General features: G+C 71.7%; 20 protein-coding genes. 12 read left to right on the top strand and 8 right to left on the bottom strand.

Going from position 1 to position 25,056, the window contains the following annotated elements; all coding sequences use genetic code 11:
- Positions 1-88 precede the first annotated feature (88 nt).
- From ACT3TZ_RS09655 to ACT3TZ_RS09625, 7 genes are all read left to right on the top strand, one after another.
- A complete protein-coding gene (locus ACT3TZ_RS09655; protein WP_444583198.1) occupies positions 89-1,207 on the top strand; it encodes a YlbL family protein in 1,119 nt (372 codons plus the stop codon).
- 8 nt (positions 1,208-1,215) lie between these two features.
- A complete protein-coding gene (locus ACT3TZ_RS09650; protein ID WP_444583197.1) occupies positions 1,216-1,902 on the top strand; it encodes an HAD-IA family hydrolase in 687 nt (228 codons plus the stop codon).
- Positions 1,903-2,100: 198 nt separating this feature from the next.
- Entirely contained in the window at positions 2,101-3,783 is a 1,683-nt protein-coding gene (gene ettA / locus ACT3TZ_RS09645) for an energy-dependent translational throttle protein EttA (protein ID WP_444583196.1), read from the top strand.
- Between the two features lie 325 nt (positions 3,784-4,108).
- A complete protein-coding gene (gene glgP / locus ACT3TZ_RS09640) occupies positions 4,109-6,679 on the top strand; it encodes an alpha-glucan family phosphorylase (protein WP_444583195.1) in 2,571 nt (856 codons plus the stop codon).
- Positions 6,676-7,539: a carbohydrate ABC transporter permease gene (locus ACT3TZ_RS09635; protein ID WP_444583194.1), complete on the top strand. Its 864-nt coding sequence runs from the start codon at positions 6,676-6,678 to the stop codon at positions 7,537-7,539. The genes glgP and ACT3TZ_RS09635 overlap by 4 nt, the downstream gene beginning before the upstream one ends.
- A 13-nt stretch (positions 7,540-7,552) precedes the next feature.
- Positions 7,553-8,383, top strand: a complete 831-nt coding sequence (locus ACT3TZ_RS09630) for a carbohydrate ABC transporter permease (protein WP_444583193.1) — start codon at positions 7,553-7,555, stop codon at positions 8,381-8,383.
- A 128-nt stretch (positions 8,384-8,511) separates the two neighbouring features.
- Positions 8,512-9,831, top strand: a complete 1,320-nt coding sequence (locus ACT3TZ_RS09625) for an ABC transporter substrate-binding protein (RefSeq protein WP_444583192.1) — start codon at positions 8,512-8,514, stop codon at positions 9,829-9,831.
- A 114-nt stretch (positions 9,832-9,945) separates the two neighbouring features.
- On the opposite strand, the gene ACT3TZ_RS09620 is transcribed toward ACT3TZ_RS09625, so the two are convergent.
- Positions 9,946-10,860 carry an acyl-CoA thioesterase gene (locus ACT3TZ_RS09620; protein ID WP_444583191.1) on the bottom strand — a complete coding sequence of 305 codons (915 nt, stop codon included), beginning with the start codon at positions 10,858-10,860 and terminating at the stop codon, positions 9,946-9,948.
- Between the two features lie 18 nt (positions 10,861-10,878).
- On the opposite strand from ACT3TZ_RS09620, the gene ACT3TZ_RS09615 reads away from it, so the two are divergent.
- Entirely contained in the window at positions 10,879-11,361 is a 483-nt protein-coding gene (locus tag ACT3TZ_RS09615) for an acyl-CoA thioesterase (protein WP_444583190.1), read from the top strand.
- 171 nt (positions 11,362-11,532) lie between these two features.
- On the opposite strand, the gene ACT3TZ_RS09610 is transcribed toward ACT3TZ_RS09615, so the two are convergent.
- Positions 11,533-13,002 (bottom strand): MFS transporter, encoded by a 1,470-nt coding sequence (locus ACT3TZ_RS09610; protein ID WP_444583189.1) that lies wholly within the window; start codon positions 13,000-13,002, stop codon positions 11,533-11,535.
- Between the two features lie 109 nt (positions 13,003-13,111).
- Between ACT3TZ_RS09610 and ACT3TZ_RS09605 the strand changes: the two genes are divergently transcribed.
- Positions 13,112-13,834: a TetR/AcrR family transcriptional regulator gene (locus ACT3TZ_RS09605; protein WP_444583188.1), complete on the top strand. Its 723-nt coding sequence runs from the start codon at positions 13,112-13,114 to the stop codon at positions 13,832-13,834.
- Here the strand turns inward: ACT3TZ_RS09605 and ACT3TZ_RS09600 are convergent.
- The 6 genes from ACT3TZ_RS09600 to ACT3TZ_RS09575 all read right to left on the bottom strand — a co-directional run bounded on the left by ACT3TZ_RS09600 (position 13,822) and on the right by ACT3TZ_RS09575 (position 22,626).
- On the bottom strand, positions 13,822-14,286 hold the full coding sequence (locus tag ACT3TZ_RS09600; RefSeq protein WP_444583187.1) for a globin: 465 nt from the start codon (positions 14,284-14,286) through the stop codon (positions 13,822-13,824). The two genes, ACT3TZ_RS09605 and ACT3TZ_RS09600, sit on opposite strands and share 13 nt — an antisense overlap.
- A 100-nt stretch (positions 14,287-14,386) precedes the next feature.
- Positions 14,387-15,322, bottom strand: coding sequence for a mechanosensitive ion channel family protein (locus ACT3TZ_RS09595; protein WP_444583186.1), 936 nt, complete (start codon positions 15,320-15,322; stop codon positions 14,387-14,389).
- 182 nt (positions 15,323-15,504) lie between these two features.
- On the bottom strand, positions 15,505-18,063 hold the full coding sequence (pepN, locus tag ACT3TZ_RS09590; RefSeq protein ID WP_444583185.1) for an aminopeptidase N: 2,559 nt from the start codon (positions 18,061-18,063) through the stop codon (positions 15,505-15,507).
- 34 nt (positions 18,064-18,097) lie between these two features.
- Positions 18,098-18,751, bottom strand: a complete 654-nt coding sequence (locus tag ACT3TZ_RS09585) for a DUF402 domain-containing protein (protein ID WP_444583184.1) — start codon at positions 18,749-18,751, stop codon at positions 18,098-18,100.
- A gap of 213 nt (positions 18,752-18,964) precedes the next feature.
- Positions 18,965-20,854: an ABC transporter ATP-binding protein gene (locus ACT3TZ_RS09580; protein ID WP_444583183.1), complete on the bottom strand. Its 1,890-nt coding sequence runs from the start codon at positions 20,852-20,854 to the stop codon at positions 18,965-18,967.
- The gene (locus ACT3TZ_RS09575; RefSeq protein ID WP_444583182.1) at positions 20,851-22,626 is read right to left on the bottom strand and encodes an ABC transporter transmembrane domain-containing protein; all 1,776 of its coding nucleotides are present in this window, start codon (positions 22,624-22,626) and stop codon (positions 20,851-20,853) included. Before ACT3TZ_RS09575 ends, ACT3TZ_RS09580 begins: the two co-directional genes overlap by 4 nt.
- Before the next feature lie 150 nt (positions 22,627-22,776).
- Between ACT3TZ_RS09575 and ACT3TZ_RS09570 the strand changes: the two genes are divergently transcribed.
- The 3 genes from ACT3TZ_RS09570 (at position 22,777) to ACT3TZ_RS09560 (ending at position 25,046) form a co-directional block, all read left to right on the top strand.
- Positions 22,777-23,385, top strand: a complete 609-nt coding sequence (locus tag ACT3TZ_RS09570; protein WP_444583181.1) for a mycothiol-dependent nitroreductase Rv2466c family protein — start codon at positions 22,777-22,779, stop codon at positions 23,383-23,385.
- A 97-nt stretch (positions 23,386-23,482) separates the two neighbouring features.
- Positions 23,483-23,956, top strand: coding sequence for a ribose-5-phosphate isomerase (locus ACT3TZ_RS09565; RefSeq protein ID WP_444583180.1), 474 nt, complete (start codon positions 23,483-23,485; stop codon positions 23,954-23,956).
- The gene (locus ACT3TZ_RS09560; protein WP_444583179.1) at positions 23,949-25,046 is read left to right on the top strand and encodes an Fpg/Nei family DNA glycosylase; all 1,098 of its coding nucleotides are present in this window, start codon (positions 23,949-23,951) and stop codon (positions 25,044-25,046) included. Before ACT3TZ_RS09565 ends, ACT3TZ_RS09560 begins: the two co-directional genes overlap by 8 nt.
- Positions 25,047-25,056 lie beyond the last annotated feature (10 nt).

Here is a 25,056-nt window from a genome sequence, read left to right as displayed (position 1 = left end):
CAGAGGATGCCCCGTGCCGGGGCACCGTGCCAGAGCCGCGAGCCAGGACCGCGCGCGGTACCGGACGGCCGTGCGGCACAATGTCCGGGTGGCCACCGCACCTGTTCCCGCCCCGCCCGAGCCGACGGCGACGCCGCCCGCTCGGTCGGAGGCGTCGCTGTCGCGACGACGGGTGGTGACCTCGCTCGTGTCGCTCGGCGTGATGACCGTGATGCTCCTGGTCGCGATGTTCCTGCCGGTCCCCTACGTCATCGAACGGCCGGGGCCCGCGATCAACGTGCTCGGCGACTACGAGGGGGCCAAGATCCTCACGATCGAGGGCCATGAGCAGTACCCCACAGACGGCGAGCTGATGATGACCACCGTCTCCGTGGACGGCGGTCCCGGATACACGGTCACCCCGGCCGAGGTGGTCCTGGCCTGGTTCGACCGCAGCCAGGCCGTGGTCCCGCGCGAGGCGGTGTTCCCCGACGCCGAGACCCGGCAGCAGACGTCCCTGCGCAACGCCACCTCCATGAGCTCCTCCCAGCAGGCCGCTGTCGCCGTCGCGCTCGAGGAGCTCGGCATCCCCTTCACCCCCGAGGTGATCGTCGGCGGCGTCCTCGAGGGCGGCCCGGCCGAGGGGACCCTCGAGGCCGGGGACGTCGTCGTCTCCGTCGAGGGGCAGAGCCGCGGCGACGCCGCCGGGTACCAGGCGCTCAGCCGTGCGGTCACCGCAGGCCAGCCCGTCACCATGGTCGTGCGACGCGACGGCGCCGAGCAGGAGCTGAAGGTCCCCACGAAGGACGTCGACGGACGCACCACCATGGGCATCCAGCTCGCCGCCGGCTACGACTTCCCCGTCGACGTCACGCTCACCGTCAAGGACGTCGGCGGCCCGAGCGCCGGCACGATGTTCGCCCTCGCGATCTACGACGAGCTCACCCCCGGCGCCCTCACCGGCGGCAAGGACATCGCCGGCACCGGGACGATCGACGCCGCGGGCACCGTGGGCGGCATCGGCGGGATCCGGCAGAAGATGGTGGGCGCCCGCGACGAGGGCGCCGACTACTTCCTGGCACCGTCGGCGAACTGCGACGAGGTCGTCGGGCACGTCCCCGAGGGTCTGCACGTCGTCTCCGTCTCGACGTTCCAGGACGCCCTGACCGCCACCGAGACCATCGGCCGCACCGGGTCCACCGACGGCCTGCCCACCTGCACCTCCTGAGGAGACCCGTGAGTCGCAAGCGCCCCCGTCCGTCTCGTGTCGTCGTCGTGTTCGACTTCGGAGGTGTCCTCAGCGCCGGGCACGATCCGATCGACGGCATCCACGCCCTGCTGGGGGGAGATCGCGAGACGCTGGCCACGGCGATCTGGGACGAGCGCCCCGCCTACGACCGCGGCGCGCTGACGGCCGCCGAGTACTGGGGTGCGGTCGCCGCGGGAGCAGGCGTCGACGCGCTCACGCCGAGCGAGGTCGCCGAGCTCCAGCAGGCCGACGACCGCTACTGGCTGCGCCTGGACCCCGAGTCCCGCACCCTCCTGCACGACCTCGCCCGCCACGAGACGCCGCTGGTGATCCTGTCCAACGCCTCCGTCGCCTTCGGTGAGGCGGTGCGCCGCGCCGACTGGTTCGAGGCGTTCGCCTTCGCCGTCATCTCCGGCGAGGAGCGCTGCGAGAAGCCCGATCCGGAGATCTACGAGATCCTGCTGTCGGCGCTGGCCCACGAATCCGGTGGCGTGGCCCGCCCCGGGGACGTCGTGTTCTTCGACGACCGCGCCGACAACGTCGCCGCGGCGCGGGCGCTGGGCATCGACGCCCACCGCTGGGAGCGCAACGACCCGGCCCGGGGCGAGGCGCCCAACCCCGGCGTCGCGATGGCGCGCGAGGTGCTCGCGGGGCGGGGCATCCTCCTGGACTGAGCCCGCCCGCCCCGGGACCGGGAGGGGTGCCCACGGACCGCCCACGGCATCACGGGCTATCGTGGTCCCGCGTGCCGCCCGATCGCGCACGCCCGCACGCCCGGCGCACCGACGCCGGAGACGTCCCGCACACCATCCACGCCCCGGTCCCGCACGCGCACGGCCGGCCGGCACCGCCGCACGACCCAGGGAGAGCAGTTGGCAGAGTTCATCTACACCATGTACAAGGCCCGCAAGGCCGTCGGGGACAAGGTCATCCTCGACGACGTCACCATGAGCTTCTACCCGGGCGCCAAGATCGGCATGGTCGGTCCCAACGGCGCCGGCAAGTCGACGATCCTGAAGATCATGGCCGGGCTCGACCAGCCGTCCAACGGCGAGGCCCGTCTGAGCCCCGGCTACAGCGTCGGGATCCTCCTGCAGGAACCGCCCCTGGACGAGACCAAGACGGTGCTCGAGAACGTCCAGGAGGGCATGGGGGACCTGTACCGCAAGGTCCAGCGCTTCAACGCGATCGGGGAGGAGATGGCGTCCCCGGATGCCGATTTCGACGCGCTCATGGCCGAGATGGGCACCCTGCAGACCGATATCGACGCCGCGGGCGGCTGGGACCTCGACTCCCAGCTCGAGCAGGCGATGGACGCCCTGCGGTGCCCGCCCGGCGACGAGCCCGTCACGCACCTCTCCGGCGGCGAGCGCCGTCGCGTGGCACTGTGCAGGCTGCTGCTGGAGAAGCCCGACCTGCTGCTGCTGGATGAGCCCACCAACCACCTCGACGCCGAGAGCGTGCTGTGGCTCGAGCAGCATCTCCAGCAGTACGACGGCGCCGTCATCGCCGTGACCCACGACCGGTACTTCCTGGACCACGTGGCCCAGTGGATCGCCGAGATCGACCGCGGCCACCTCTACCCCTACGAGGGCAACTACTCCACCTACCTGGAGAAGAAGGAGCAGCGCCTGGCCGTCCAGGGCAAGAAGGACGCCAAGCTCGCCAAGCGCCTCAAGGACGAGCTCGAGTGGGTGCGGTCCAGCGCCAAGGGCCGACAGACCAAGTCCAAGGCCCGTCTGGCCCGGTACGAGGAGATGGCCACCGAGGCCGAGCGCACCCGCAAGCTCGACTTCGAGGAGATCACGATCCCGCCGGGTCCGCGGCTGGGCACCCAGGTCATCGAGGCCAAGGACCTCCACAAGGGCTTCGGCGACCGCGTCCTCATCGACGGCCTCTCCTTCTCGTTGCCGCCCAACGGGATCGTCGGCGTCATCGGCCCCAACGGCGTCGGCAAGACGACCCTGTTCAAGACGATCGTCGGGCTCGAGGAGCTCGACGGCGGCGACCTCAAGGTCGGCGGCTCCGTCAAGATCAGCTACGTCGACCAGAACCGCGAGAACATCGACCCCGACAAGAACCTCTGGGAGGTCGTGTCCGACGGGCTCGACTTCATCCACGTCGGCAAGGTCGAGATCCCCTCGCGCGCCTACGTCTCCCAGTTCGGCTTCAAGGGTCCCGACCAGCAGAAGAAGGCGGGCATCCTCTCCGGCGGAGAGCGCAACCGGCTGAACCTCGCGCTGACCCTCAAGCAGGGCGGCAACGTGCTGCTGCTGGACGAGCCGACCAACGACCTCGACGTCCAGACCCTGGGCTCGCTCGAGAACGCGCTCCTGGAGTTCCCGGGCTGTGCCGTGGTCGTCTCGCACGACCGCTGGTTCCTGGACCGGGTGGCCACCCACATCCTGGCCTACGAGGGCACCGAGGAGAACCCGTCGAACTGGTACTGGTTCGAGGGCAACTTCGAGGCGTACGAGGAGAACAAGGTCCAGCGTCTGGGGGCCGATGCGGCCCGGCCGCACCGGGTCACCCACCGTCGCCTGACCCGCGACTGACCCCCTCCGCGAGCGCTGCGGCGACGGGCCCCTCCTGCTCGGGAGGGGCCCGTCGTGCGTCGTGGACGGACTCGGGCGAGGGGCCGGGCGCGCCGTCCGCCGGTCCACAGCACGGGGTGCGCAGGTCCGCTCGATGGCACGACCGCGAACGTCGGGGGAAGGTTCCGGGAACAGCGACCGCCCGCCGCTGACGCGAGCCGCCCGCCGTCGGCCCAGGTCGCGGGCGATGCCCCGTTCTCCCCCGTCCTGACCTCGCGCGATGGTGCGGCTCCGCGCGGTGGACCGAGGTGCTCGATCGTCCGGTCGCTCCTGTAGCCTCTCGCCCATGAAGCCGCTCAGCACCATCACGGTCGCCTCCGATCTCCCCGAGGCCCTCGCCCCCCTCCGAGAGATCGCCCTGAACCTCCGGTGGGCCTGGCGCCGCCAGAGCGTGGACCTGTTCCGCTCGATCGACGAGGCCGTCTGGCAGGCCAGCGGCGAGAACCCCATCGCGATGCTCCCGCAGGTCCCCGCGAGCCGCCTCGCCCAGCTGGCGCGCGACGAGGACTTCACCCAGCGCATGCGCTCCGAGCTCGGGGACCTGCACACCTACCTCACCTCGGACCGCTGGTTCCAGCGCGCCACCCCGAGCCTGGTCGGCGGTCCCACCGGCGACCGCCCCGCCGTCGCCTACTTCTCCATGGAGTTCGGGATCACCCCCACCCTCCCCATCTACTCCGGCGGCCTCGGCATCCTCGCGGGCGACCACCTCAAGTCCGCCTCGGACCTCGGCGTGCCGCTGATCGGGATCGGCCTGCTGTACCGCTGGGGCTACTTCTCCCAGAGCCTGGACCGGGCCGGCTGGCAGCAGGAGAACTACCGCCGCAACGATCCCGAGCAGCTGGCCGTCGAGCCCGTGCTCGGCGCCGACGGCGCACAGGTGACGGTCTCCGTCACGCTCCCCGGGGACCGCGAGGTCACCATCGCCGTCTGGAAGGCGCAGGTGGGGCGCGTCCCGCTGCTGCTCCTGGACACCGACGTCGAGGGCAACGACGACGCGGCGCGCGAGATCACCGACCGCCTCTACGGCGGGGACCACGAGCACCGCATCCTGCAGGAGATCGTCCTGGGGATCGGCGGGGTCCGCGCCGTGCAGGCCTTCTGCGACGCCACCGGGCACGTCGCCCCGGAGGTGTTCCACCTCAACGAGGGCCACGCCGGCTTCTCGGGCCTCGAGCGGATCGGCGAGCTGATGCAGTCCGACGCCGGCTTCGACGAGGCGCTCGGCGAGGTCCGCGCGGGCACCGTGTTCACCACCCACACGCCCGTGCCCGCGGGCATCGACCGCTTCGACGTCGCCGAGCTGCGCCGCTACCTCGACGCCGACGAGCACGGCGTGTCCCGCCTCGTGGCCGAGCTGCCCGTCGAGGCCGCCCTGGCGCTCGGCCAGGAGAACGGCGGCGCCGTCTTCAACATGGCGCACATGGGCTTCCGTCTGGCCCAGCGCGCCAACGGCGTCTCCAAGCTCCACGGGGCCGTCTCCCGTGAGATGTTCCAGGACCTCTACCCGGGCTTCGACGTGGCCGAGGTCCCGATCGGCTCGGTCACCAACGGCGTGCACCGCCGCACCTGGGTCAGCGACACCATGGACGACCTCTACAAGAAGGCCATGGGCGACATCGACATCTCCTCGACGGGGGACTGGAGCCAGCTGGCGTCCCTCACCGACCACGACCTCATCGACGCCCGGGACTCCCTGCGCGGCCACCTCGTGACGATGACACGACGCCACATGCACGACGCCTGGATCCGGCGCGGCGCCGACGAGGCCGAGCTCGCCTGGACCCGGGACATCCTGGACCCCGAGGTGCTCACCATCGGCTTCGCCCGACGCGTCTCGACCTACAAGCGCCTGACCCTCATGCTCAACGACCCCGAGCGCCTGCGGCGGATCCTCCTGGACCCCGAGCGTCCCGTGCAGTTCGTCATCGCGGGCAAGGCGCACCCGGCGGACATCCCCGGCAAGGAGTTCATGCAGCAGCTCGTGCGGTTCGCCGACGACGCGGGCGTGCGCCACCGGATCGCCTTCCTGCCCGACTACGACATCCAGATGGCCGAGGTCCTCGTCGCGGGCTCGGACGTGTGGCTGAACAACCCGATCCGTCCCGAGGAGGCTTCGGGCACCTCGGGCATGAAGGCCGTCATGAACGGCGGGCTCACCTTCTCGATCTCCGACGGCTGGTGGGACGAGATGGCCACCGACGAGGCCGGTTGGACCATCCCGACGGTCGACACCGAGGACCGCGAGCACCGCGACCGCGTCGAGGCCGACGCCCTGTACGAGATCCTCGAGCACCGCATCGCCCCGCTGTTCTACGACCGCGACGACCAGGGCGCACCGCGCGGCTGGCTCGAGAAGGTCCGCGCCTCCCTGGTGCAGATCGCCCCGCAGGTGACGGCGGCCCGCATGGTCCGTGACTACGTCAAGGACCTCTACCTCCCCGCCGCGGGCGCCGCGCGCACCTTCGCCGCGGATCCCTCGCTGCGCGCCGGCTTCACCGCCTGGAAGGCCGCCGTCTCCGACGCCTGGCCGCAGGTCGCGGTCACCGACGTGCGCCTGACCGGCACGCGCGAGGGCAGGGTCCCCACCGGCAGCGAGCTGACCCTCACGGCGACGGTGGACCTCGCCGGGCTCACCGACGAGGACGTCGTCGTCGAGGCGGTCGTGGGCACCGTGGGCGACGACGGCCAGATCGCCGCGCCGTCCCTGATCCCCCTGCAGCGCGATGCGGAGGGCCGCTACGGCGCCCGCTTCACCCTCGGACGCCCGGGGGAGCTCGGGTACACCGTCCGCGTCACGCCGCAGCACAGCGTCCTGGCCTCCCGCGCCGAGCTCGGTCTGGTCGCCACTGCGTGATCCGTGTCCGCGCCCTCGTCGCCTGGCTGCTGGTGGCGCCGAGCCTGCTCGGCGTCACCGCCTTCCTGGTGGTGCCCGTCGTGCTGGCCTTCGTCGTGTCCCTGTTCTCCTGGGACCTCATCGGCAGCCCGACGTTCATCGGCCTGGGCAACTACCAGGCGCTGCTGTCCACGGGCGCGCTGGCGAACTCCCTGCTGGTCACGGCGGTGTTCACGCTGATCTCGGTGCCCGTCTCCCTCGCGCTGGGGCTGCTGCTGGCCACCCAGCTGCACCGGGCGCTGCCCGGCAGCTCGCTGATCCGGGTGCTCGTGGTGATCCCCTGGGTGTGCGCGCCGTTGGCCCTGGGCGTCGTGTGGACGTGGATCCTGCAGCCCTCGACGGGCGCGCTGAACACGCTGCTGGGGGTGCGGATCGAGTGGCTCACCTCCCCGACGCTCGCGCTGCCCGCGGTCGCCTTCGTCGCGATCTGGCAGAACGTCGGCTACATCTCGCTGTTCTTCCAGGCCGGGATCGCCAAGATCCCGGTCTCGATCTACGAGGCCGCCCAGCTCGATGGCGCGGGTCCCGTGCGGCGGCTGTGGTCGATGACCGTCCCGCTGCTGCGTCCCACCACGTTCTTCCTGGCGGTGACGCAGGTGGTCGCGAGCTACCAGGTGTTCGACACCGTGTACGCGCTGACCGGCGGCGGGCCCGAGCATCGCACCGAGGTGGTGGCGTCGCTGATCTACAACGAGGCCTTCGACGCTTTCCGCGTGGGCCGGGCCGGTGCCGTGGCCGTCATCCTGTTCCTGGTGCTGGTCGTGATCACCCTGGTCCAGCAGCGGTACTTCTCGCGCCGCATCACCTACGACATGAGCTGAGAGGAGGCCGACCATGCGCAGCACCCGGATCCTCGGGCTCGTGGGCACGTACGCGATCCTCGTGGTCGCGGGGCTGCTGACGCTCGCGCCCTTCGTCGTGTCCGTCCTGACGGCGTTCACCACCCCCCAGCAGTTCGCCCAGCAGGGTGCCCTGTCCCTGCCCTCCCCGCCGACGCTCGCCAACTTCGCCGAGCTGTTCGCCGGGGCGAGCGGCTTCGCGACACCCGTCGCGGTCACCGTGCAGATGGTCCTCGTGATCCTGGTGGGCCAGCTGGTGTTCTCGGTGCTCGCCGCCTACGCCTTCGCGCTCCTGCGCTTCCCCGGTCGCGACCTGCTGTTCTGGGTGTACGTCGCCACGCTCATGGTGCCCCAGGTGGTCGTGGTGGTCCCGCTGTACCTGATGCTCTCCGCGGCCGACCTCCGCAACACCTTCTGGGCGCTCGTGATCCCCTTCGTGCTCGGGTCGCCGTACGCGATCTTCCTGCTGCGCGAGAACTTCCGCTCGATCCCCACCGAGCTCGTCGACGCGATGCGGATCGACGGCGCGGGCACGCTGCGCCTGCTGTGGTCGCTCGTCGTGCCGCTGAACCGGCCGATCATCGTCACCCTCGTGCTCATCACCGTGGTGACCCACTGGAACTCGTTCATGTGGCCGCTGGTGATCACCTCCGGACCCACCTGGGCGCCGGTCACGGTGGCCACCGCCAATCTGCAGAGCCAGTACTCGAACAACTGGACGCTCGTGATGGCGGCGACGACGCTCGCGATGCTGCCGCTGGTGCTGCTGTTCGTGGCGTTCCAGCGCCAGATCACCCGGTCCATCGGCGCCTCGACCCTGCGGTGACGGGCGCGAGGCTCCCCGCGGGAGGACATGCGCGGTCACGATGGGCCTCCGGAGCACGCGCCGGCGTTGCACAATGGGGTGTTGCCGAGCGGCCCCGACGCCGCATCAGCCCACGGAAGGAACCGCCCATGCTCTCCCGCCGCCACCTGATCGCCGGACTCGCAGCGACGGGCACCGCCGGTGCTCTCGCCGCCTGCTCCCCGTCCTCGGGCGGCTCCGGGACGGACGATCCCAAGACCCTCACGTTCCGCCTCTGGGACGAGACCGCCAAGCCCGCCTACGAGGAGTCGCTCACGGCGTTCACGGAGAAGTCCGGGTGGAAGGTCAAGATCGACCTCGTGGCCTGGGCCGACTACTGGACCAAGCTCCCGCTCGACGTCGCCAGCGGTGACGCCGCGGACGTCTACTGGATGAACTCGGCCAACTACGTGCAGTTCCAGGAGTCCGGCAACCTCCTGAACATCGACGACACGGTCACCGAGGGCACGGACCAGTGGGAGAAGAGCATCGTCGATCTCTACACCCGCGACGGCGGGCTGTGGGGGGTGCCGCAGCTGTGGGACTCGATCGCCCTGTTCTACAACCGTGCGCTCACCGATGCCGCGGGGATCGATCCTGCGACCCTGAGCTTCGACCCGGCCGCACCGACCGACCCGCTGCGCGATGCCGCGCGTGTGCTGACCGTCGACGGGGCCGGCAAGCACCCCGGTGACGAGGGCTTCGCGGTCGACTCCCGCGCGCAGTACGGGTTCAACTCCCAGGCCGACCGTCAGGCGATCATCGGCCCCTTCCTCGCCTCCAACGGCGCCGACTGGGAGGTCGACGACAAGTTCGCCTTCGCCTCCGACAAGGGCATCCAGGCATTCCAGTACCTCGCGGACCTCGTCAACGTCCAGCAGGTGGCACCGAGCGCCGCGGACAGCAACGAGAGCGGTGACGTGACCCGGGACCTGTTCACCCAGGGCAAGCTCGCGCTGTTCCAGTCCGGGCCCTACAACCTCAAGAACGTCGCCGACGGCGTGGGCGAGTCCTTCCCGTGGGGCATCGCCCCGCTGGTCAAGGGGCCTGCCGGGGGCAAGAGCGTCGTGCACGGCGTGGTCGCCGTGGGCAACGCCAAGGCCGAGGACACCAAGAAGGACGGCATCAAGGAGCTCCTGACGTGGCTGGGCTCGGTCGAGGGACAGACCCCGATCGCGAACCAGGGCGTGGCATTCCCCGGCAACACGGGCGCCCAGCAGGCCTTCGTGGACTTCTGGAACGCCAAGGGTGTGGACGTCCACCAGTTCGTCGAGGCCACGAAGGACACGACCCCGGCGGACACCGGCGCCAAGGCCAACGCGGGCCTGACCGCGGCCATCCCGATCTTCCAGGAGATCTTCATCGGCCGCACCACCGCCGCCGACGGGCTCCCCAAGGCGCAGCAGGCGGGCAACGACGCGATGAAGTGACTCCTGCGGGACGCGAACCTGCGGGCCGCGAACCTGTGGACCGTGACCCTGTGGGACGTGACCCGAGGCCGGGGCCCGGGCCGGCCGCGGACCGGAGCCGGCCGCGGCCCCGCATCAGCCCTTGACGCGGATCATGCCCTCCTGGGTCACCGTGGCCACGAGCTCGCCCGCGCGGTCGAAGAACCGGCCCTCGGTGAGGCCGCGGCCGCCGGAGGCCGAGGGGGAGTGCTGGACGTAGAGCAGCCACTCGTTGACGTCGACGTGGCGGTGCCACCAGATCGCGTGGTCGATCGTCGCCGCGCGCAGGCCGGGCGTCATCCAGGACAGACCCTGACGGCGCAGGATCGCCTCGAAGGGCGTGTAGTCGCTCGCGAAGGCGAGGATCGCGTCCTGGACGATCGGGGCCGCCTCGATGGGGGCGATCGTGCGCATCCACACCATCTGGGTGGCCTGCGCCGATCCCGCCGGGCGCAGGTAGATCGGGTCGGTGACGTGGCGGATGTCGATGGGCCGCTGGGTGGACCAGTACCGCGCGACGGGATGCTCGATCCCCGCGAGGACCTCGGCCGTCGTGGGCAGGCCCTCGGGATCGGGAGCCTCCGGGGCGCGCTCGGAATGCTCGAGCCCCTCCTGGGCCTCCTGGAAGGAGCTGGTCATCGCCAGCAGCGTCGTCTCCGCACCCGCGGCGTCCCGCTGGGAGGCCAGGACGCGGCGCACCGAGAAGGAGCCGCCGTCGCGCAGGGTGTCCACGCTGAACCTGATCGGGAGGTCCGGTGCGGCCGGGGCCAGGAAGTAGGAGTACGAGGAGTGGATGCGCCGCCCCTCGGGCACCGTGTGCCCCATCGCGACGATCGCCTGGCCCATCACCTGGCCGCCGAACACGTGGCCTCCCGGCTGGGGGGCCGAATGGCCGATCAGGACGTCCTCACCCTCGGATGCGCCATCCTCCTCCGGGTGCAGCGTCAGCACGTCCACGAGGCCGGCGGCGACGGCACGGGCCGCGGTGATGTCATCATCCGTCGAGGTCATGCATGCAGGATAGGGGGCATGGCTCATCTCGACATCACCGTCCCCATGCGCTGGGGCGACCTCGACGCCTACGGGCACGTCAACAACGTGGCGATGCTGTCGCTGCTCGAGGAGGCGAGGATCCGGGCGTTCTGGGACGCCCCTCCGGAGCAGGTCGCTCTCGGCGCGGAGGTCGCGCCGACGGCCCTGCCGACGTTCAGCGGCGAGAACGCCCCGCACACGGTGGTCGCCAGCCACCGCGTCGAGTACGCGCGGGAGCTGGGGTTCCGTCGCGACGGCGTGCTGGTGCGGGTGTGGATCTCGCGCCTGGGCGGCGCGAGCATGTCGATCGACTACGTCGTGCTGACCCACGACGACCCCGACGCCACCGCGCCGTACGCGACGGCCCGCACCGTGATCGTGCTGGTCGATGCGGTGACCGGCAGGCCCACCCGTCTGGACGGGGACGTCCGGGACGCTCTCGCGGCCTACGTCGATCCGCCCCTGCGGTTCCGCGACTGATCCGCGGCGCGGCGCAGAGGGGTCGGTGCGCCGCACCGCGGGTCGTGGCCTCGGGTCCGTGGCCTCGCCGGGCCGCCCCCGGGGGCGTATGCCGGACAGTCCCCCGGGGGCCGATGCGGGACGGTCGCCCCCGAGGGGTGATGGCGGACGGGCGGCGCCGGACGGGCGCCGTCAGGCCGGGTGCTCGTCCGTCTCGCGTGAGCTGGTCAGGGTCAGGGCGCCCCACACGGTGATCGCCCCGACGGCCACGGCGAGCACCGCATAGGTGATGCCCTCGCCGCTGAAGAACCGCTCGACGAGTGCGCGGTCCCAGGTCTCGGCCGGGAGCGTCGTGGTCACGAGCACCGCGATGAGGGTGCCCACGACGGCCGTCCCGACGCTGGTGCCCACCTCCTGCGCGGTGTCGTTGAGCGCGGCGCCGATCGAGGTGCGATGGGCCGGCATCTCGCCGATGAGGGCGACGGCACAGGTCGTCATGACGGTCCGCAGGCCGACGGTCATGATCACCATGCACACGGCGATGACGAGGTACCCGTGGCCCACGCCCCAGGCGAGACCCGCCAGGGACACGACCAGGCAGGCCGCGCCGACGAGGCAGGCGCCGCGGTGGCCGAGCCGGCGCACCAGGGCCTCGGACACCGGCGAGGCCGCCAGCATCGTGAGGATCAGCGGGAGGTTGGCCAGGCCCGCCTTCACGGGGCTCCAGCCGTAGGCGTACTGGAAGTGCAGGATCAGGCCGAACATGACGCCGGCCATGGCGATCGAGGTGCCGATCTGGGCCAGAGCGGCCCCCCGCACGGTGCGGTTGGTGAAGAGCGCGAGATCCAGCATGGGCGCCGGGGTGCGCCGTTCGTGGGCGATGAATCCCCAGATCCCCGCCACGGCCAGGGCGACGCAGCCGATGGTCACCCACGAGGTCCAGCCGTTCTCGACCCCGCTGGTCAGGGCGTAGCAGGCGGCGCCGATCGCCACGATGCTCAGTGCCGAGCCGGGCAGGTCCAGGCGGTCGCGGGTGAGGTCCTCGCGGCGGTCGGCCGGGACGCCCAGGCGCACGCCGATCCAGGCGGCGAGGGCGATGGGGGCGTTGATCAGCAGCAGCCATTCCCAGCTCACGTGGGCCAGGAGCGTCCCGCCCACCAGCGGGCCGAGGATGAACCCGCTCATCCCGACGATCATCATGACGGTGATCGCCCGGGCGCGGACCGCGTCGCTGTCGAACAGGCGGAACACGAGGGAGTTGGTGATCGGCGCCATCGCGGCGGCCGCGATGCCGAGTGCCGCGCGCAGGGCGATGAGCTCACCCATCGAGGACACGAGCGCGACGAGCAGGCTCAGGAGGCCGAACACGGCGAGCCCGACGAGCAGCACGCGGCGGCGACCCAGACGGTCGGCCATGGAACCGGCCGTCAGGAGCAGACCGCCGAAGGTCAGGGAGTAGGCGCCGGAGACCCATTGCAGGGCGGTGGTGCCGCCGCCGAGATCACGGGCGATGGTGGGCAGGGCGATCGACATCAGCGTGTTGTCGACCATCTCGACGAAGAACGCGAGGCACAGCGCGAGCATGGGGATCCAGGCGGCGCGGAGGGACGGATAGGCGCGCGACGTGGACGCCGCGGTGGGGGCGGGAGAGGGAGCGGTCATGGGGACCCCAGGTGGATGAGAGCGAATCGAACAGCGTTCGATAACCGAACGATGTTCGATAAGCTAGACCCGTCACCGTGTCCGCGCAAGAGCGCGAGAGGATGAGGACATGCCATCTGCATCACAGGAGAGAACGCCCCGCCGGCGACGCGCCTCCCACTCCTACGAGGCCGTCGTCGGCGAGGCCGTCGCCCTGCTCGACGAGGCGGGGGAGGGGGCGCTGACCTTCCGGAGCCTCGCCGCGCGCCTGGGCGGCGGGGTCGGGAGCATCTACTGGTACGTCGACTCCAAGGACGCGCTCCTGGACGCCGCGACGGACATGGTGCTGGCGCGTCACCTGGAGGACACGGCGGGGCTGGGCAGCGAGAAGGACCCGCTCGCGGCCATGCACTCCCTGGCCGTGGCGCTGTTCGACACGATCCGCGAGCATCCCTGGACCGGCGCGTACATGATGCGCACGGCCGCCGACCAGCCCCACGTCCTCGAGGTCTACGAGCGACTGGGGCAGCCGTCCCTCCAGCTGGGACTGACCCCGCGCGACACGTTCTTCGCGGTCTCGGCGGTGTTCGGGTTCGTGGTCGGCACCGCCATCGACCTCGGACAGCAGCCTCCGGCCGAGGTCATGGACGGGCAGGGCCGGGACGTCCATCTCGAGCGCTACGCCCAGCACTGGCGCGACCTGGATCCCGAGCGCTTCCCGTTCGTACGTCAGGTGGCCGACGAGATGGCCACGCACGACGATGCGGAGCAGTTCCGCGCCGGGCTCGACCTCATCCTCGAGGGGATCCACCTGCAGTCAGGTCGTGCCCGCCGTCGCCGTCAGTCGAGATAGCCGGGGATGGGCATGTCGGGCCGTGGTGCCTGCCCGCCGTCCTCGGTGTTCACGAGCGAGCGGGCGGCCCGTTCGAGGTAGTCCCACAGGGTCTCGCTCTGCAGGGGCGGCAGCTCCAGGGCGTCCACCGCATGGCGCATGTGCCGCAGCCACGCATCGCGGGCGGCGGGGGAGACCGCGAACGGCGCGTGGCGCATCCGCAGGCGCGGATGCCCGCGACGCTCCCCGTACTCCTTGGGACCGCCCCAGAACTGCACGAGGAACATCGTCAGGCGTTCCCGCGCGGCCGCGAGATCCTCCTCGGGGTACAGCGGGCGCAGCAGCGGATCCTCGGCCACCCCGTCGTAGAAGACGTCGACGAGATGCACGAAGGTGTCGCGCCCGCCCACGGCGTCGTAGAACGTCTGCTGGGGGTCCTCGGTCGGGCCCTGGGGTCGCAGCGGGATCGTCATGGGGTTGCCTCGCATCGGGGGTGTGCGGTCACGGATCGGGAGTCGGGGGACGGGCGGCAGGCGGTCGACCGGAGGTGAGCGATGGAGGCGGCGCGGCGGTTCACGGGGCCGTCGGCTCCACGATCCGCGGCATCGCGAACTCGATCCCGGCATCGGAGAACGCCACCCGCACGCGCTGGCGCAGGTCCTCCTCGAGCGCCCACTGCTGGCCTGGCTGGACCTTCGCGACGATCCGCCGCTGATAGCGGGCGCCGTCGACCGCGAGGACCCCGGAGATGCTGGGGCGGTCCAGGAGCACCTCGTGCCAGTCCTGGTCCTCCCACACGGCGTCGACGAGCTTCTGCAGCACCTCGGTGACCTTCGCGTTGTGGGCGGCGTTGGCGATGTCGAGCTGCACCACGGCGTTGGAGTAGCCGCGGGACATGTTGCCGATCCGCACGATCTCACCGTTGCGCACGGTCCACAGGGCGCCGTCGAGGCTGCGGACCTGGGTGACCCGGAGGTTCACGGTGACCACGGTGCCGGTGGCGTGCTCGAGGTCGACCACATCGCCCACGGCCACGATGTCCTCGAAGAGCATCACGAGGCCTGCCACGAAGTCCTTGATGATCGTCTGGGCGCCGATGCCGGCCGCCAGGCCCACCACGCCGATCGAGGCGATGATCGGGCCCACGTTGACGTTGAACTCCGAGAGGATCATGACGAAGGCGATCACGCCGATCACGAGCGCCGCGACGTTCTTGGAGACCGAGGACAGGGTCTCCGCGCGCTGCTCGCGCCGTTCCTTCATCGCCTTCATCGACCGTCTGTCGCGACGGACCATCGTGTTGGTCATCGAGGAGAGCGCGGAGCCGGAGCTGATCATCGTGCGGAAGAACCGCTTGATCAGCCATCCGGCGACGACGCGCGCCACGGCCGCGACGACCACGATCAGCACGATGGTGACGCCGCTGGAGGTCAGCCACGCCATCAGTCGGTCCAGCAGCGAGACGGCCGTGCCCGTCCCGCCCTCTGCGAACAGCCAGGAGAGATCCATGGCCCCGAGCGTAACGATCGACGCTCCATGCTCGCTGGCCGCCCGCGGACGGCGATCGGCCGCATCCGTCGCAGGGACGGACACGGCCGATCCCTGAGGGCGGGAGACCCGGTGCGTCCGGCCCGGTGCGGCCAGCTCGGTGCGATCGACGCCCCGGTGCCGCCGTGGACGGACGCCCCGGGTCAGGCGCGGTCGGCGGCCTGGACCCGCAGGGCCCGCGCCACGCCGTCGCGACCCTCGATCACGGGCCGGCGCAGACCGTAGGCGGCGCCCTCGTGCTCGGCGAGCCAGGTGTCGGCACGGTCCACGACGTCCTGGGACGGGAAGCGGCTCGGGAAGTACCCCAGGATCAGACGGTTGGCGATCTCCTTGGAGCGGTTCTCCCAGACGTCGTCGAGCATCGCGAAGAACGGTCCCGTGTACACGCCGACGAGGGCCTCGTCGTGCACGCGCTCGAAGCCCTGGGTGACGGCGGTGATCGATTCGTTGGCCAGCACGTCCTCCTCGACCGTGAGGCGCCACGCCTCGGCCTTGGCCTCGGCGGTGGGGACCGCGGCGCGGGCCGTCAGGGCGCCCTTGCGCCCGGACTGCGTGTCGTCCTGGGCGAGCACGGCGGCGATCGCGGCCTCGTCCGCCCCGCCGAGCGCCGCCAGTGCGATGAGGAGCTTCCACCGCAGGTCCGTGTCGATCTCGCGTCCGACCAGCGCCACCGTCCCGTCGAGCAGGCCCTCCAGGCTCTTCTGGTGGTCGGCGGAGACGGCCAGGTGCGCGAAGGACTCGAGGAACTGCAGCTGGGCGTCGGAGCCCGGTGCCGCCTGCCGGGTGAGGGCCCACACGGCGTCGGCGGCGGCAGAGGTCCGGTCCGCCCGCTCCTCGGGGGCGGCGTACCGGGTCGCGACGGCCTCGAGCTGGCCCAGCAGCGTGCGCAGCACCGAGGACTGCGGCTCGCCGGTGATGTTGGCGATCACGAGCTCCTGGAAGCGGCGGCTCGCGAGCTCGGCATCGCGCACCATGTCCCAGGCCGCGCCCCAGATGAGCGTACGGGCCAGCGGGTCGTCGATGTCGCGCAGATGCGCGATCGCGGTCGACAGCGAGGCGTCGTCGAGCCGGATCTTGGCGTAGGCGAGGTCGCCGTCGTTGACGAGCCAGAGATCGGCGCGCTCGCCGACGAGACCGGGGACCTCGGTGCTCTCGCCGTCGACGTCGATCTCGACGGAGGTCGTGCGGCTCAGGTGCTCGCCGCGCACCGTGTACCCGGCGATCCGCAGCCGGTGCGGGCGCAGGGTCGGGTGCTCGGGGATCGCGGTCTGCTCGACCGCGAAGGCCGTGACGGTGCCGTCGGCATCGCGCTCGATGACCGGGCGCAGCAGGTTCACCCCGGCCGTCTCGAGCCACAGGGCGGACCAGGCGCGCAGGTCGCGGCCGCTGGTGGCCTCGAGCTCGACCAGGAGGTCCGCGAGCTCGGTGTTGCCCCAGGCGTGCTTGCGGAAGTACGCGCGCAGGCCCTCGAAGAACGACTCCTCGCCCACGTAGGCCACGAGCTGGCGCAGCACCGAGGCGCCCTTGGCGTAGGTGATGCCGTCGAAGTTGGTGGCCACCGCATCGAGGTCGACCATGTCGGCGACGATCGGGTGGGTGGACGGCAGCTGGTCCTGGTTGTAGGCCCACGACTTCTCCTGGGAGGAGAACGTGGTCCAGGCGTCCTTCCAGGCCGTGGACTCGGCCATGCAGGTGGTCGAGGCGAACTCGGCGAAGGACTCGTTGAGCCAGAGGTCGTCCCACCAGCGCATGGTCACGAGATCCCCGAACCACATGTGGGCCAGCTCGTGGAGGATCGTGAGGTCGCGGCGCTCGCGCGTCGCATCGGAGACCTCGGAGCGGAACACGTAGGACTCCACGAAGGTGACCGCGCCCGGGTTCTCCATCGCGCCCATGTTGTACTCCGGCACGAACACCTGGTCGTAGCTGGGGAAGGGGAAGTCCTGGTCGAAGCGCTCCTCGTAGAACGCCAGGCCGCCCGCGGCGACGTCGATGATCCGCTGGGCGTCGAGGTGCTCGACGAGGCTCGCCCGGCAGTACACGCCCATCGGGATCGTGCGGCCGTCGCGCGTGGTGGTGCTGCCCTCGCTGCCGGTGTACCCGCCGGCGATGAGCGCGGTGAGGTAGGTCGAGATCCGCTCGGTGGGGGCGAACGACCAGACGGCGACGCCGTCCCCGACGGCCTCGGGCTCCGGGGTCACGGAGTTGGAGATGACCCGCCAGTGCTCGGGGGCGGTCACCGTGATCGTGAACGTCGCCTTGAGGTCGGGCTGCTCGAAGCAGGCGAACATGCGGCGGGCGTCGGCGACCTCGAACTGGGTGTAGAGGTACACCTCGTCGTCGACGGGGTCCACGAAGCGGTGCAGGCCCTCGCCGGTGTTCATGTAGGCGCCGTCGGCGAGGATGCGCACGACGTTCTCGCCCTCGACGAGGGCGGGCAGCTGGACGCGCGCGCCGTCGAAACGTGCGGCCGCATCGTCACCGGTCAGCAGCGCGCCGTTGACCTCGATCTCGCGCACCGCGGGCGCCAGCAGGTCCACGAAGGTCTCGCGCGCCGCGGTGGAGGTGAAGCGGATGGTCGACTCGGTGCGGAACGTCGTGCCGTCGCCCGTCAGGTCGAGGCGCACGGCGTAGCTGTCGGTCGCGAGGAAGGAGGCGCGCTCGCGCGCCTCGTCACGGGTCAGGTTCTCGGTGGAGGGCATGCGTCCATCCTGCCACCGCCCGGGATGACCGGGCTCAGCGGCGGGTGAGGTCCAGATCCCAGGCGTACTGCTCGGGCAGGCGGGGGATCTCCCACCGCGGGTCCGGGAAGAAGTGCTCGAAGCCCGCGTTGAACGGGTAGGCCCAGCTCTCGATGTCGCGGACGGCGCGGCGTCCGGCGTCGCGGATCCCCTCGGCCTCTGCGGGCGTGAAGTAGCCGACGCGCTCGGCGCCCTCGAGCTCGTCCTCGTCCTTGTAGTGCCAGTCGTGGCGCGGCAGCACCACGAGGTCGAGCACGAGGTCGCGGGTACGCACACCTTCGTCGGTGTGCTCCAGCGGTGTCTCGAGGTTGACGTAGTAGCAGCCCAGGGAGCCGTCGTCCTTGTAGAACAGCCACACCGAGTACGGGCGGTCGGGCAGCCCGATCATGAGGATCCCGTTGCCGGTCCACAGCTGCTTGGACTGCACGCGGCGCTCGGTGAACATGCCTTCGTCACCTGCTCGCCGCAGGGCGGCGCCGTTCTCGAGCACCGGGAGCAGCACCTCGGTGCCGGGGGCGATCCACAGCACCGTGCCGCGGTCGTCGTCGAGCACCACCGTCCCGGGCCGGACGGTCCGGGTCTCGTGCTGGGGCGTGTAGTAGGTCCAGGTCATGTGGTCGCCAGGCGACCGGCGTCGCGTCGTGGGCATGGGGGTTCCTGGCCGGGTCGGCCCGCGCGGGCCGTGCCGGGGCGATCGGCCGGCCGCCTCGACGTGCTTCGCTGCCCGCGCGGGGGAAGGTGTATGCCTCGACCTTAGCGCGTCCCCCCGGCGGGCCGTGGGACCTGCGGCACACCCGCCCGCGGTCTCGGCGCGCCATGCGCCCCGCACGCCCGTGCACCCGGACGGGTGCACGGGCCCGGGTCATCGGCTCCAGGCGGCCCACAGCCCGGCGTACGCGCCGCCGAGGCCCACGAGCTCCTCGTGGGTGCCCTGCTCGACCACGCGACCGTCGTCCATGACGAGGATCCGGTCGGCCAAGCGTGCCTGGGAGAGCCGGTGGGCCACGATCACGGTGGTGCGGCCGCGGGCCACCTCGACGGCTGCCCGCTCGAGGGCGCGGGCGCCCGAGGAGCCCTCGTCGGCGGTCGCCTCGTCCATCACGAGCACGGCCGGGTCCTGCAGGACCACGCGGGCCAGGGCGAGCTGCTGGGCCTGCTCGGGGGTGAGCTGCTCACCCTTCTCGCCGACCTCGGTGGCCAGTCCCTGGGGCAGCGCCTCGACCCAGCCCAGGGCTCCCACCCGCGTCAGCGCCGCGCGCAGCTCCTCGTCGCTCGCGTCCTCGCGGGCCAGCCGCAGGTCCGCGGCGAGCGTCCCGCGGAACACGTGGACGTCCTGGCTGACGATGCTGGCGTGGGTCCGCACCGCCTCGAGGTCCGCGTGGGCCAGGTCCGCCCCTCCATGGAGCACGCGCCCGTGGCGGGGCGCGAGGGTGCCCGTGATGATCGCGGCCAGGGTCGACTTGCCGGCCCCCGAGGCGCCCACCAGCGCGATGGTCTCCGCCGGGGCGATGTGCAGGTCCAGGGGCTGCAGGATGGTGCGTTCGCTGCCGTCCTCGGCCTCGCCGTAGGCGTGCGAGACGCCCTGCAGGTCGATCGACGCGTCCCGCGGGCGCTCGTCACCGGGGGAGGTGGCCGGGTCGATCGTCTCGATGACGCCGACCATGCGGGTCAGGCTCGCCGCGGCCGACTGCACGTCGTCCAGCATGAAGATCATCATCATCATCGGCCAGATCAGCGAGGTGACGTAGATGCCGGCGGCGGTGACCAGCCCCAGCGGCGCGTCGAGGGAGTGGACGAGGAAGTAGCCGATGACCAGGACAGCCGCGATCGCGATGTTCTCGGGCACGTTCAGGCCCTTGACCACGCGGGAGACGAGCACGAGCACCCGCATCCCGAGCACGGCGGCGGCCTTGGACAGCAGCGCGACGTGGGCGGTCTCGCGATGCTCGAGACCGTAGGCGTGGACGGTGCGCGAGCCGTGGATCGCCGACAGCAGCCCCTGCGCGCGGGCGCCCATCGCAATGCGCTCGGCCCGGTAGATGCGGCCGGAGCGCGGGAGGTACCAGCGCCCGGCGAGCACGTACATGGGGACGACGACGGCCACGAGGATCAGCAGCCACGGCGACAGCGTCGCCATGCCCACCAGCGTCAGGATCACGAAGAACGAGATCTGCACGAGGCCCGGCACGACGTTGTTGACGGCACGGGCCGTCACGTCGACGTCGTCGGCCACCCGCGACAGCGCGTCGCCGATCCCGGCCTTCTCCATCGTCTGGGCGGGGAGGTCCAGCGCGCGGTCGATGACGTCCTCGCGCATGCCCGCGAGGATCCGCTGCCCGAGGGCGCTGACCTGCGCCCAGGCGAGCGCCGCGAACACGGCCTGCAGGACGCCCGCCAGGACGATCAGGGCGCCGAGGCGCCACAGGACGTCCCCGTCGCCCTCCTGGACGACGGTCACGGCATCGCCGATCAAGCGGGGGAGCCACGCGGCGCACAGCGCGGCCAGGGTGCTCGAGACGAGCATGAGCAGCGTCTCGAGCCCGTGCCCGCGTAGACGGCGCAGCATGAAGCGCGCCGTCGTGCCACCGGAGGCGATCGGCAGCAGCGCGGCGTGCTCGGTGAGCCGGCGGCGCAGCTCGGCGTCGTCGGTCAAAGCGTCGTCCGCCGAGCCCTGCCAGTCCGCGCGCGTCAGGGCGATGCCCTGGGGTGCGCGCTGCGGTGCGGCAGACACCATGTCCTCCTGGGCGCTCATCGCTGCACCATCTCCCGGTAGTCGTCATGGTCCATGAGGTCGGCGTGCGTGCCGTGATCGGTCACGGTGCCGTCGCGCACGAACACCACCTCGTCGGCCTCGCGCAGGAGGGCCGGGGCCCGCGTGATGACGAGGGTCGCGCGGTCCGGTCCGCGGCGCGCCGCGGCGAGGGCCTCGGCGATCCGCTGCTCGGTGACGGCGTCGACCGCGGTGGTCGGGTCCTGCAGGACCAGGGCGGGGGTGTCGGCGGCGACGGCGCGGGCCAGCGCGATGCGCTGACGCTGCCCGCCGGAGAGGTTCGCACCGCGATCCAGGATCCGGGAGTCGAAGCCCTCGGGCAGGATCCGCAGCATGTCGCTCGCCCCGGCCGCCTCGAGGGAGGCGTGCGCCCACGCGTCGTCCCCGGCATCGGCGACCCCCGCAGGGGCCCGGGTCGCGAGCTGATCGCGCAGCGTCCCGTCGAAGAGGTCCACCCGGTGCGGCTCGACCAGCAGGTCGCGACGCAGCGCGTACCGGCTGTCCGGGGTGATCTCGGTGTCGCCCAGCCGGGCGCCGCGGTGCTCGCCGGAGACCACCTGGACGAGCGCCTCGGCATCGGCCGGATCCGCGCACGCGACGGCGACGATGCGTCCGTCGGGCACGTCGATCGCAAGGTCGCCGAGGGTGTCGCTCGCTCGCCCGTCGATGTGCAGGCCACCGGCTCCGCCGCGGCGCGGCGCACCGGTCAGCGGGTCTGTCGTGCGGTCGGCGGAGAGCCGCGCGAGGCGCGGGTCCTCGACGGTCCAGCCCAGATCGGCCAGGAGATCGCGGACGCGTCGCGCCGAGGTCGACATGCTGGCCCACCAGACCGGGACGCCGGACAGGCCTTGCAGCTGGCCCATCACCGAGCGGGTCACGCCGACCACGGCGATGAGGGTGCCCAGGGTCATCGCCCCGGAGAGGGTGTGCCGCGCAGCGATCACGACGACGGCGGCGAGCATGACCGCCGAGACGAAGGTGGTCAGCCCGCTCGAGACGCCGGAGAAGCGGGCGTTGACGAGGGCGGCGCGCAGCGCCACCCGCGACTTCTGGCGATACCGGGCGCGGGCACGGGACTGGACGCCGAGGCCCTGGAGCACGCGGAGGCCCTGCACGAGGTCCGTCGCGGTCGCGGCGGCCTCGGCGGCCTCGGACTGCTGGGCGTCGTAGCGCGTGGACAGGGCGGGGGTCACGATCCGGATCACGATGATCAGCGCGAGGATCCCCAGGGCCAGAGCCAGGCCCAGCCACACGTCCAGGACCGTGAACCAGACGGCGCAGCCCAGCACGACGGCCGAGGCGGGCACGGCCCAGGGAAGCATGTCCAGGAGGTCCGAGGCCTTGTCGGCGTCGGACGTGGCGATGGACAGGACCTCTCCCGCCGGGCGCTCGGACGGCGTGGACCGGGGATCCAGGACCGCCGCGGTGAGCGAGACCCGCAGGCGGTGGCGCTCGCGCATCCGTCCCTCCTGGGTGCGGAGGAACACGTACACCCAGGTGAACAGGCCCGCGACCCGTGCCGCGACGATGATGAGCGCACCGAGGACGGTGACCAGCAGGCTGCCGCCGACGATCCCGCGGTCGATGACGATCCCGATGCCGATCGGCACGATCACTTCGATGCCCTCGGACATGAGGGACAGGGGCATGGTGCGGGCGAGCATCGAGCGGTTCGAGCGCACGATCGAGCGCATGACCGACGGAGGGGTCGCCGGACGCGAGGAGGCGTCCGCACGGGGCGGGGAGGAGGGCACCCCACGATCCAAGCGCCCGGGCGCGCGGCGTGCAACGGGTTTCCCCTGCGGGCGGACCTCCCGGACCGCCGATGGTCGGGGTGCGGTGACACAATGAGTCCGAACCCACACCGAGATCCGCCGGCGCAGGCCGGCACCACGGAGGCCTCCATGTCCGCACGCCCCGTCACGCTCTACATCGACCCCATCTGCCCCTTCGCCTGGATGACGAGCCGCTGGCTGCTGCACGCCGCCGAGGTCCGCGAGATCGCCCCGACGTTCTCCGTGATGTCCCTGGCCGTTCTCAATGAGGACAAGGACCTCGACGCGGGCTACCGCAGGGCGATGGACGACGCATGGGGCCCTGCCCGGGTGGCCCTGGCGATCGAGCGCACCCGCGGCCAGGAGGACTTCGCCGCGTTCTACACGGCGTTCGGCGAGGACTACCACGTGGGTGGCTCCGGCGACCGTCGCGCGAGCGTCCGCACGGCGCTGGCCGCGGCAGGCCTGCCCGCGGAGCTGAACGACGCCTACGACGTGACGGACCGCGACCAGGATCTCCGCGACTCCCAGGCCAAGGTCATCGACCTGGTCGGAGACGACGTCGGCACCCCCGTGATCTCCTTCGGCGAGGGCGTGGCCTACTTCGGTCCCGTGCTCTCCCCGGCGCCCCGCGGCGAGGACGCCGGAAAGCTCTTCGACGCCGTGTCCGCCGCGAGCGAGGTGCCCGGGTTCTTCGAGCTCAAGCGCTCGCGCACCGGCGGCATCGACTTCTCCTGACCCGTCGTCCGCGGCAGGACCATCATCGACCCGGACGTCCGACGACGTCCCCCGACCCCGGAACCCCGGGATCCCGAGCGAAAGGCATTCCCCTCCCATGCACGTCCACATCGGGACCGACCATGCGGGCTTCGAGCTGAAGAACAGGCTCGTGGCTGTGCTCACCGAGAAGGGCCACGAGGTCACCGACCACGGCGCCCACAGCTACGAGCCCCTCGACGACTACCCGCCGTTCTGCACCGCCGTCGGCCAGGGCGTCGTCGCCGATCCGGGCTCGCTCGGCATCGTGATCGGCGGCAGCGGCAACGGCGAGCAGATCGCCGCGAACAAGGTCCACGGGGTGCGGGCCGCGCTCGTGTGGAACGAGGACACAGCGCGTCTGGCGCGCGAGCACAACGACGCCAACGTCATCTCGGTGGGCGCCCGCCAGCATTCCGAGGACGAGCTCGTCCACCTCATCGACCTGTTCCTCGCGACCCCGTTCAGCCACGAGGAGCGCCACCAGCGGCGCATCGACCTGGTCACGCGGTTCGAGGAGACCGGCGGGTACGACGACCCGATCGATGCCTGAGGGGCATACCGTCCATCGGCTCGCCCGGGCCTTCGAGGCCGCCTTCGCGGGACACCGGGTGCGCCTGGCCAGTCCGCAGGGACGCTTCTCCGCGGAGGCGGCACGCCTGGACGGGCGCGTGATGCTCTCGGCGGAGGCCGTGGGCAAGCACCTCCTGCTCGCGCTGGCCCCCGAGGCGGACGTCGACCCCGCCGATCCCTCCGTCGCCTTCGTCCACGTGCACCTGGGCCTGTACGGCGCGTGGACCTTCGCCGGCGACGAGGGCTTCGCGGTCGCCTCCGCGATCGGGGCGCCGCGCCGGCGGATCGGCGAGATCGAGGTCGCCGGGGACCCCGAGGGCACCGCGGACTGGCGCCGCCTCGTGCCGCGGGAGACCGTGCGGCTGCGGATCATCGGTCCCTCGGGTCTGGCCGATCTCACCGGCCCGACGGCCTGCGAGGTCTACGACGCCGCCCGGCGCGCCGAGCTCCTGGCACGGCTGGGGCCCGATCCGCTGCGGGCCGACGCCGATCCGGTGCGGTTCCTCGCCCGGGTCCGTGCTTCCCGCACCGCGATCGGGGTGCTCCTGATGAACCAGGAGGTCATCTCCGGGGTAGGCAACATCTACCGCGCCGAGGCCCTGTTCCGTGCGCGGCTGGATCCGCAGGTCCCCGGGCGCGACCTCACCGTGCCGATGCTCGAAGGGATCTGGGACGACCTCGCCGAGCTCATGGCCTACGGGGCGCGCACCGGCAGGATCGTCACCACCGAGCCCGAGGACCGCGACATCGAGGCGCGCATCATCGAGCGCTCCCGGGGTCCCCACCAGAACGGCGACGAGGACCCGTCCGTGGTGCCCCGCGAGAAGTCCTTCTACGTCTACCACCGGCAGACCCTGCCCTGCCGGATCTGCGGGACACCCGTGCGCTCCGCGGACCTCGCCGGCCGCACGCTGTTCTGGTGCCCGAGGTGCCAGAGGCGCCGGGTCCGACGCGCGGCGTGGAGCCGTGAGCACCCGGCGGCACGGTGGGCGGGGCCGAGCTCGGGGTCGACGCCGCCGGGCGGATCGCTCCCCGACGTCGCCCGCCGGGAACGGCCCGCGGACGCGTGACCGCGAGGCG

It is taken from the genome of Brachybacterium sp. AOP25-B2-12, from assembly GCF_052378625.1.
In the GTDB taxonomy this organism is placed as follows: Bacteria; Actinomycetota; Actinomycetes; order Actinomycetales; family Dermabacteraceae; genus Brachybacterium.
Note: the sequence above shows the minus strand (reverse complement) of the source record. Positions and strands in the feature narration are given on the sequence as shown.

Bases quoted from the DNA above. Each gene is read 5' to 3' on its own strand.
- glgP (WP_444583195.1), top strand. From the start codon at position 4,109: ATGAAGCCGCTCAGCACCATCACGGTCGCCTCCGATCTCCCCGAGGCC.
- ACT3TZ_RS09630 (WP_444583193.1), top strand. From the start codon at position 7,553: ATGCGCAGCACCCGGATCCTCGGGCTCGTGGGCACGTACGCGATCCTC.
- ACT3TZ_RS09625 (WP_444583192.1), top strand. From the start codon at position 8,512: ATGCTCTCCCGCCGCCACCTGATCGCCGGACTCGCAGCGACGGGCACC.
- ACT3TZ_RS09620 (WP_444583191.1), bottom strand. From the start codon at position 10,860: ATGACCTCGACGGATGATGACATCACCGCGGCCCGTGCCGTCGCCGCC.
- ACT3TZ_RS09615 (WP_444583190.1), top strand. From the start codon at position 10,879: ATGGCTCATCTCGACATCACCGTCCCCATGCGCTGGGGCGACCTCGAC.
- ACT3TZ_RS09610 (WP_444583189.1), bottom strand. From the start codon at position 13,002: ATGACCGCTCCCTCTCCCGCCCCCACCGCGGCGTCCACGTCGCGCGCC.
- ACT3TZ_RS09605 (WP_444583188.1), top strand. From the start codon at position 13,112: ATGCCATCTGCATCACAGGAGAGAACGCCCCGCCGGCGACGCGCCTCC.
- ACT3TZ_RS09600 (WP_444583187.1), bottom strand. From the start codon at position 14,286: ATGACGATCCCGCTGCGACCCCAGGGCCCGACCGAGGACCCCCAGCAG.
- ACT3TZ_RS09595 (WP_444583186.1), bottom strand. From the start codon at position 15,322: ATGGATCTCTCCTGGCTGTTCGCAGAGGGCGGGACGGGCACGGCCGTC.
- pepN (WP_444583185.1), bottom strand. From the start codon at position 18,063: ATGCCCTCCACCGAGAACCTGACCCGTGACGAGGCGCGCGAGCGCGCC.
- ACT3TZ_RS09585 (WP_444583184.1), bottom strand. From the start codon at position 18,751: ATGCCCACGACGCGACGCCGGTCGCCTGGCGACCACATGACCTGGACC.
- ACT3TZ_RS09580 (WP_444583183.1), bottom strand. From the start codon at position 20,854: ATGAGCGCCCAGGAGGACATGGTGTCTGCCGCACCGCAGCGCGCACCC.
- ACT3TZ_RS09570 (WP_444583181.1), top strand. From the start codon at position 22,777: ATGTCCGCACGCCCCGTCACGCTCTACATCGACCCCATCTGCCCCTTC.
- ACT3TZ_RS09565 (WP_444583180.1), top strand. From the start codon at position 23,483: ATGCACGTCCACATCGGGACCGACCATGCGGGCTTCGAGCTGAAGAAC.
- ACT3TZ_RS09560 (WP_444583179.1), top strand. From the start codon at position 23,949: ATGCCTGAGGGGCATACCGTCCATCGGCTCGCCCGGGCCTTCGAGGCC.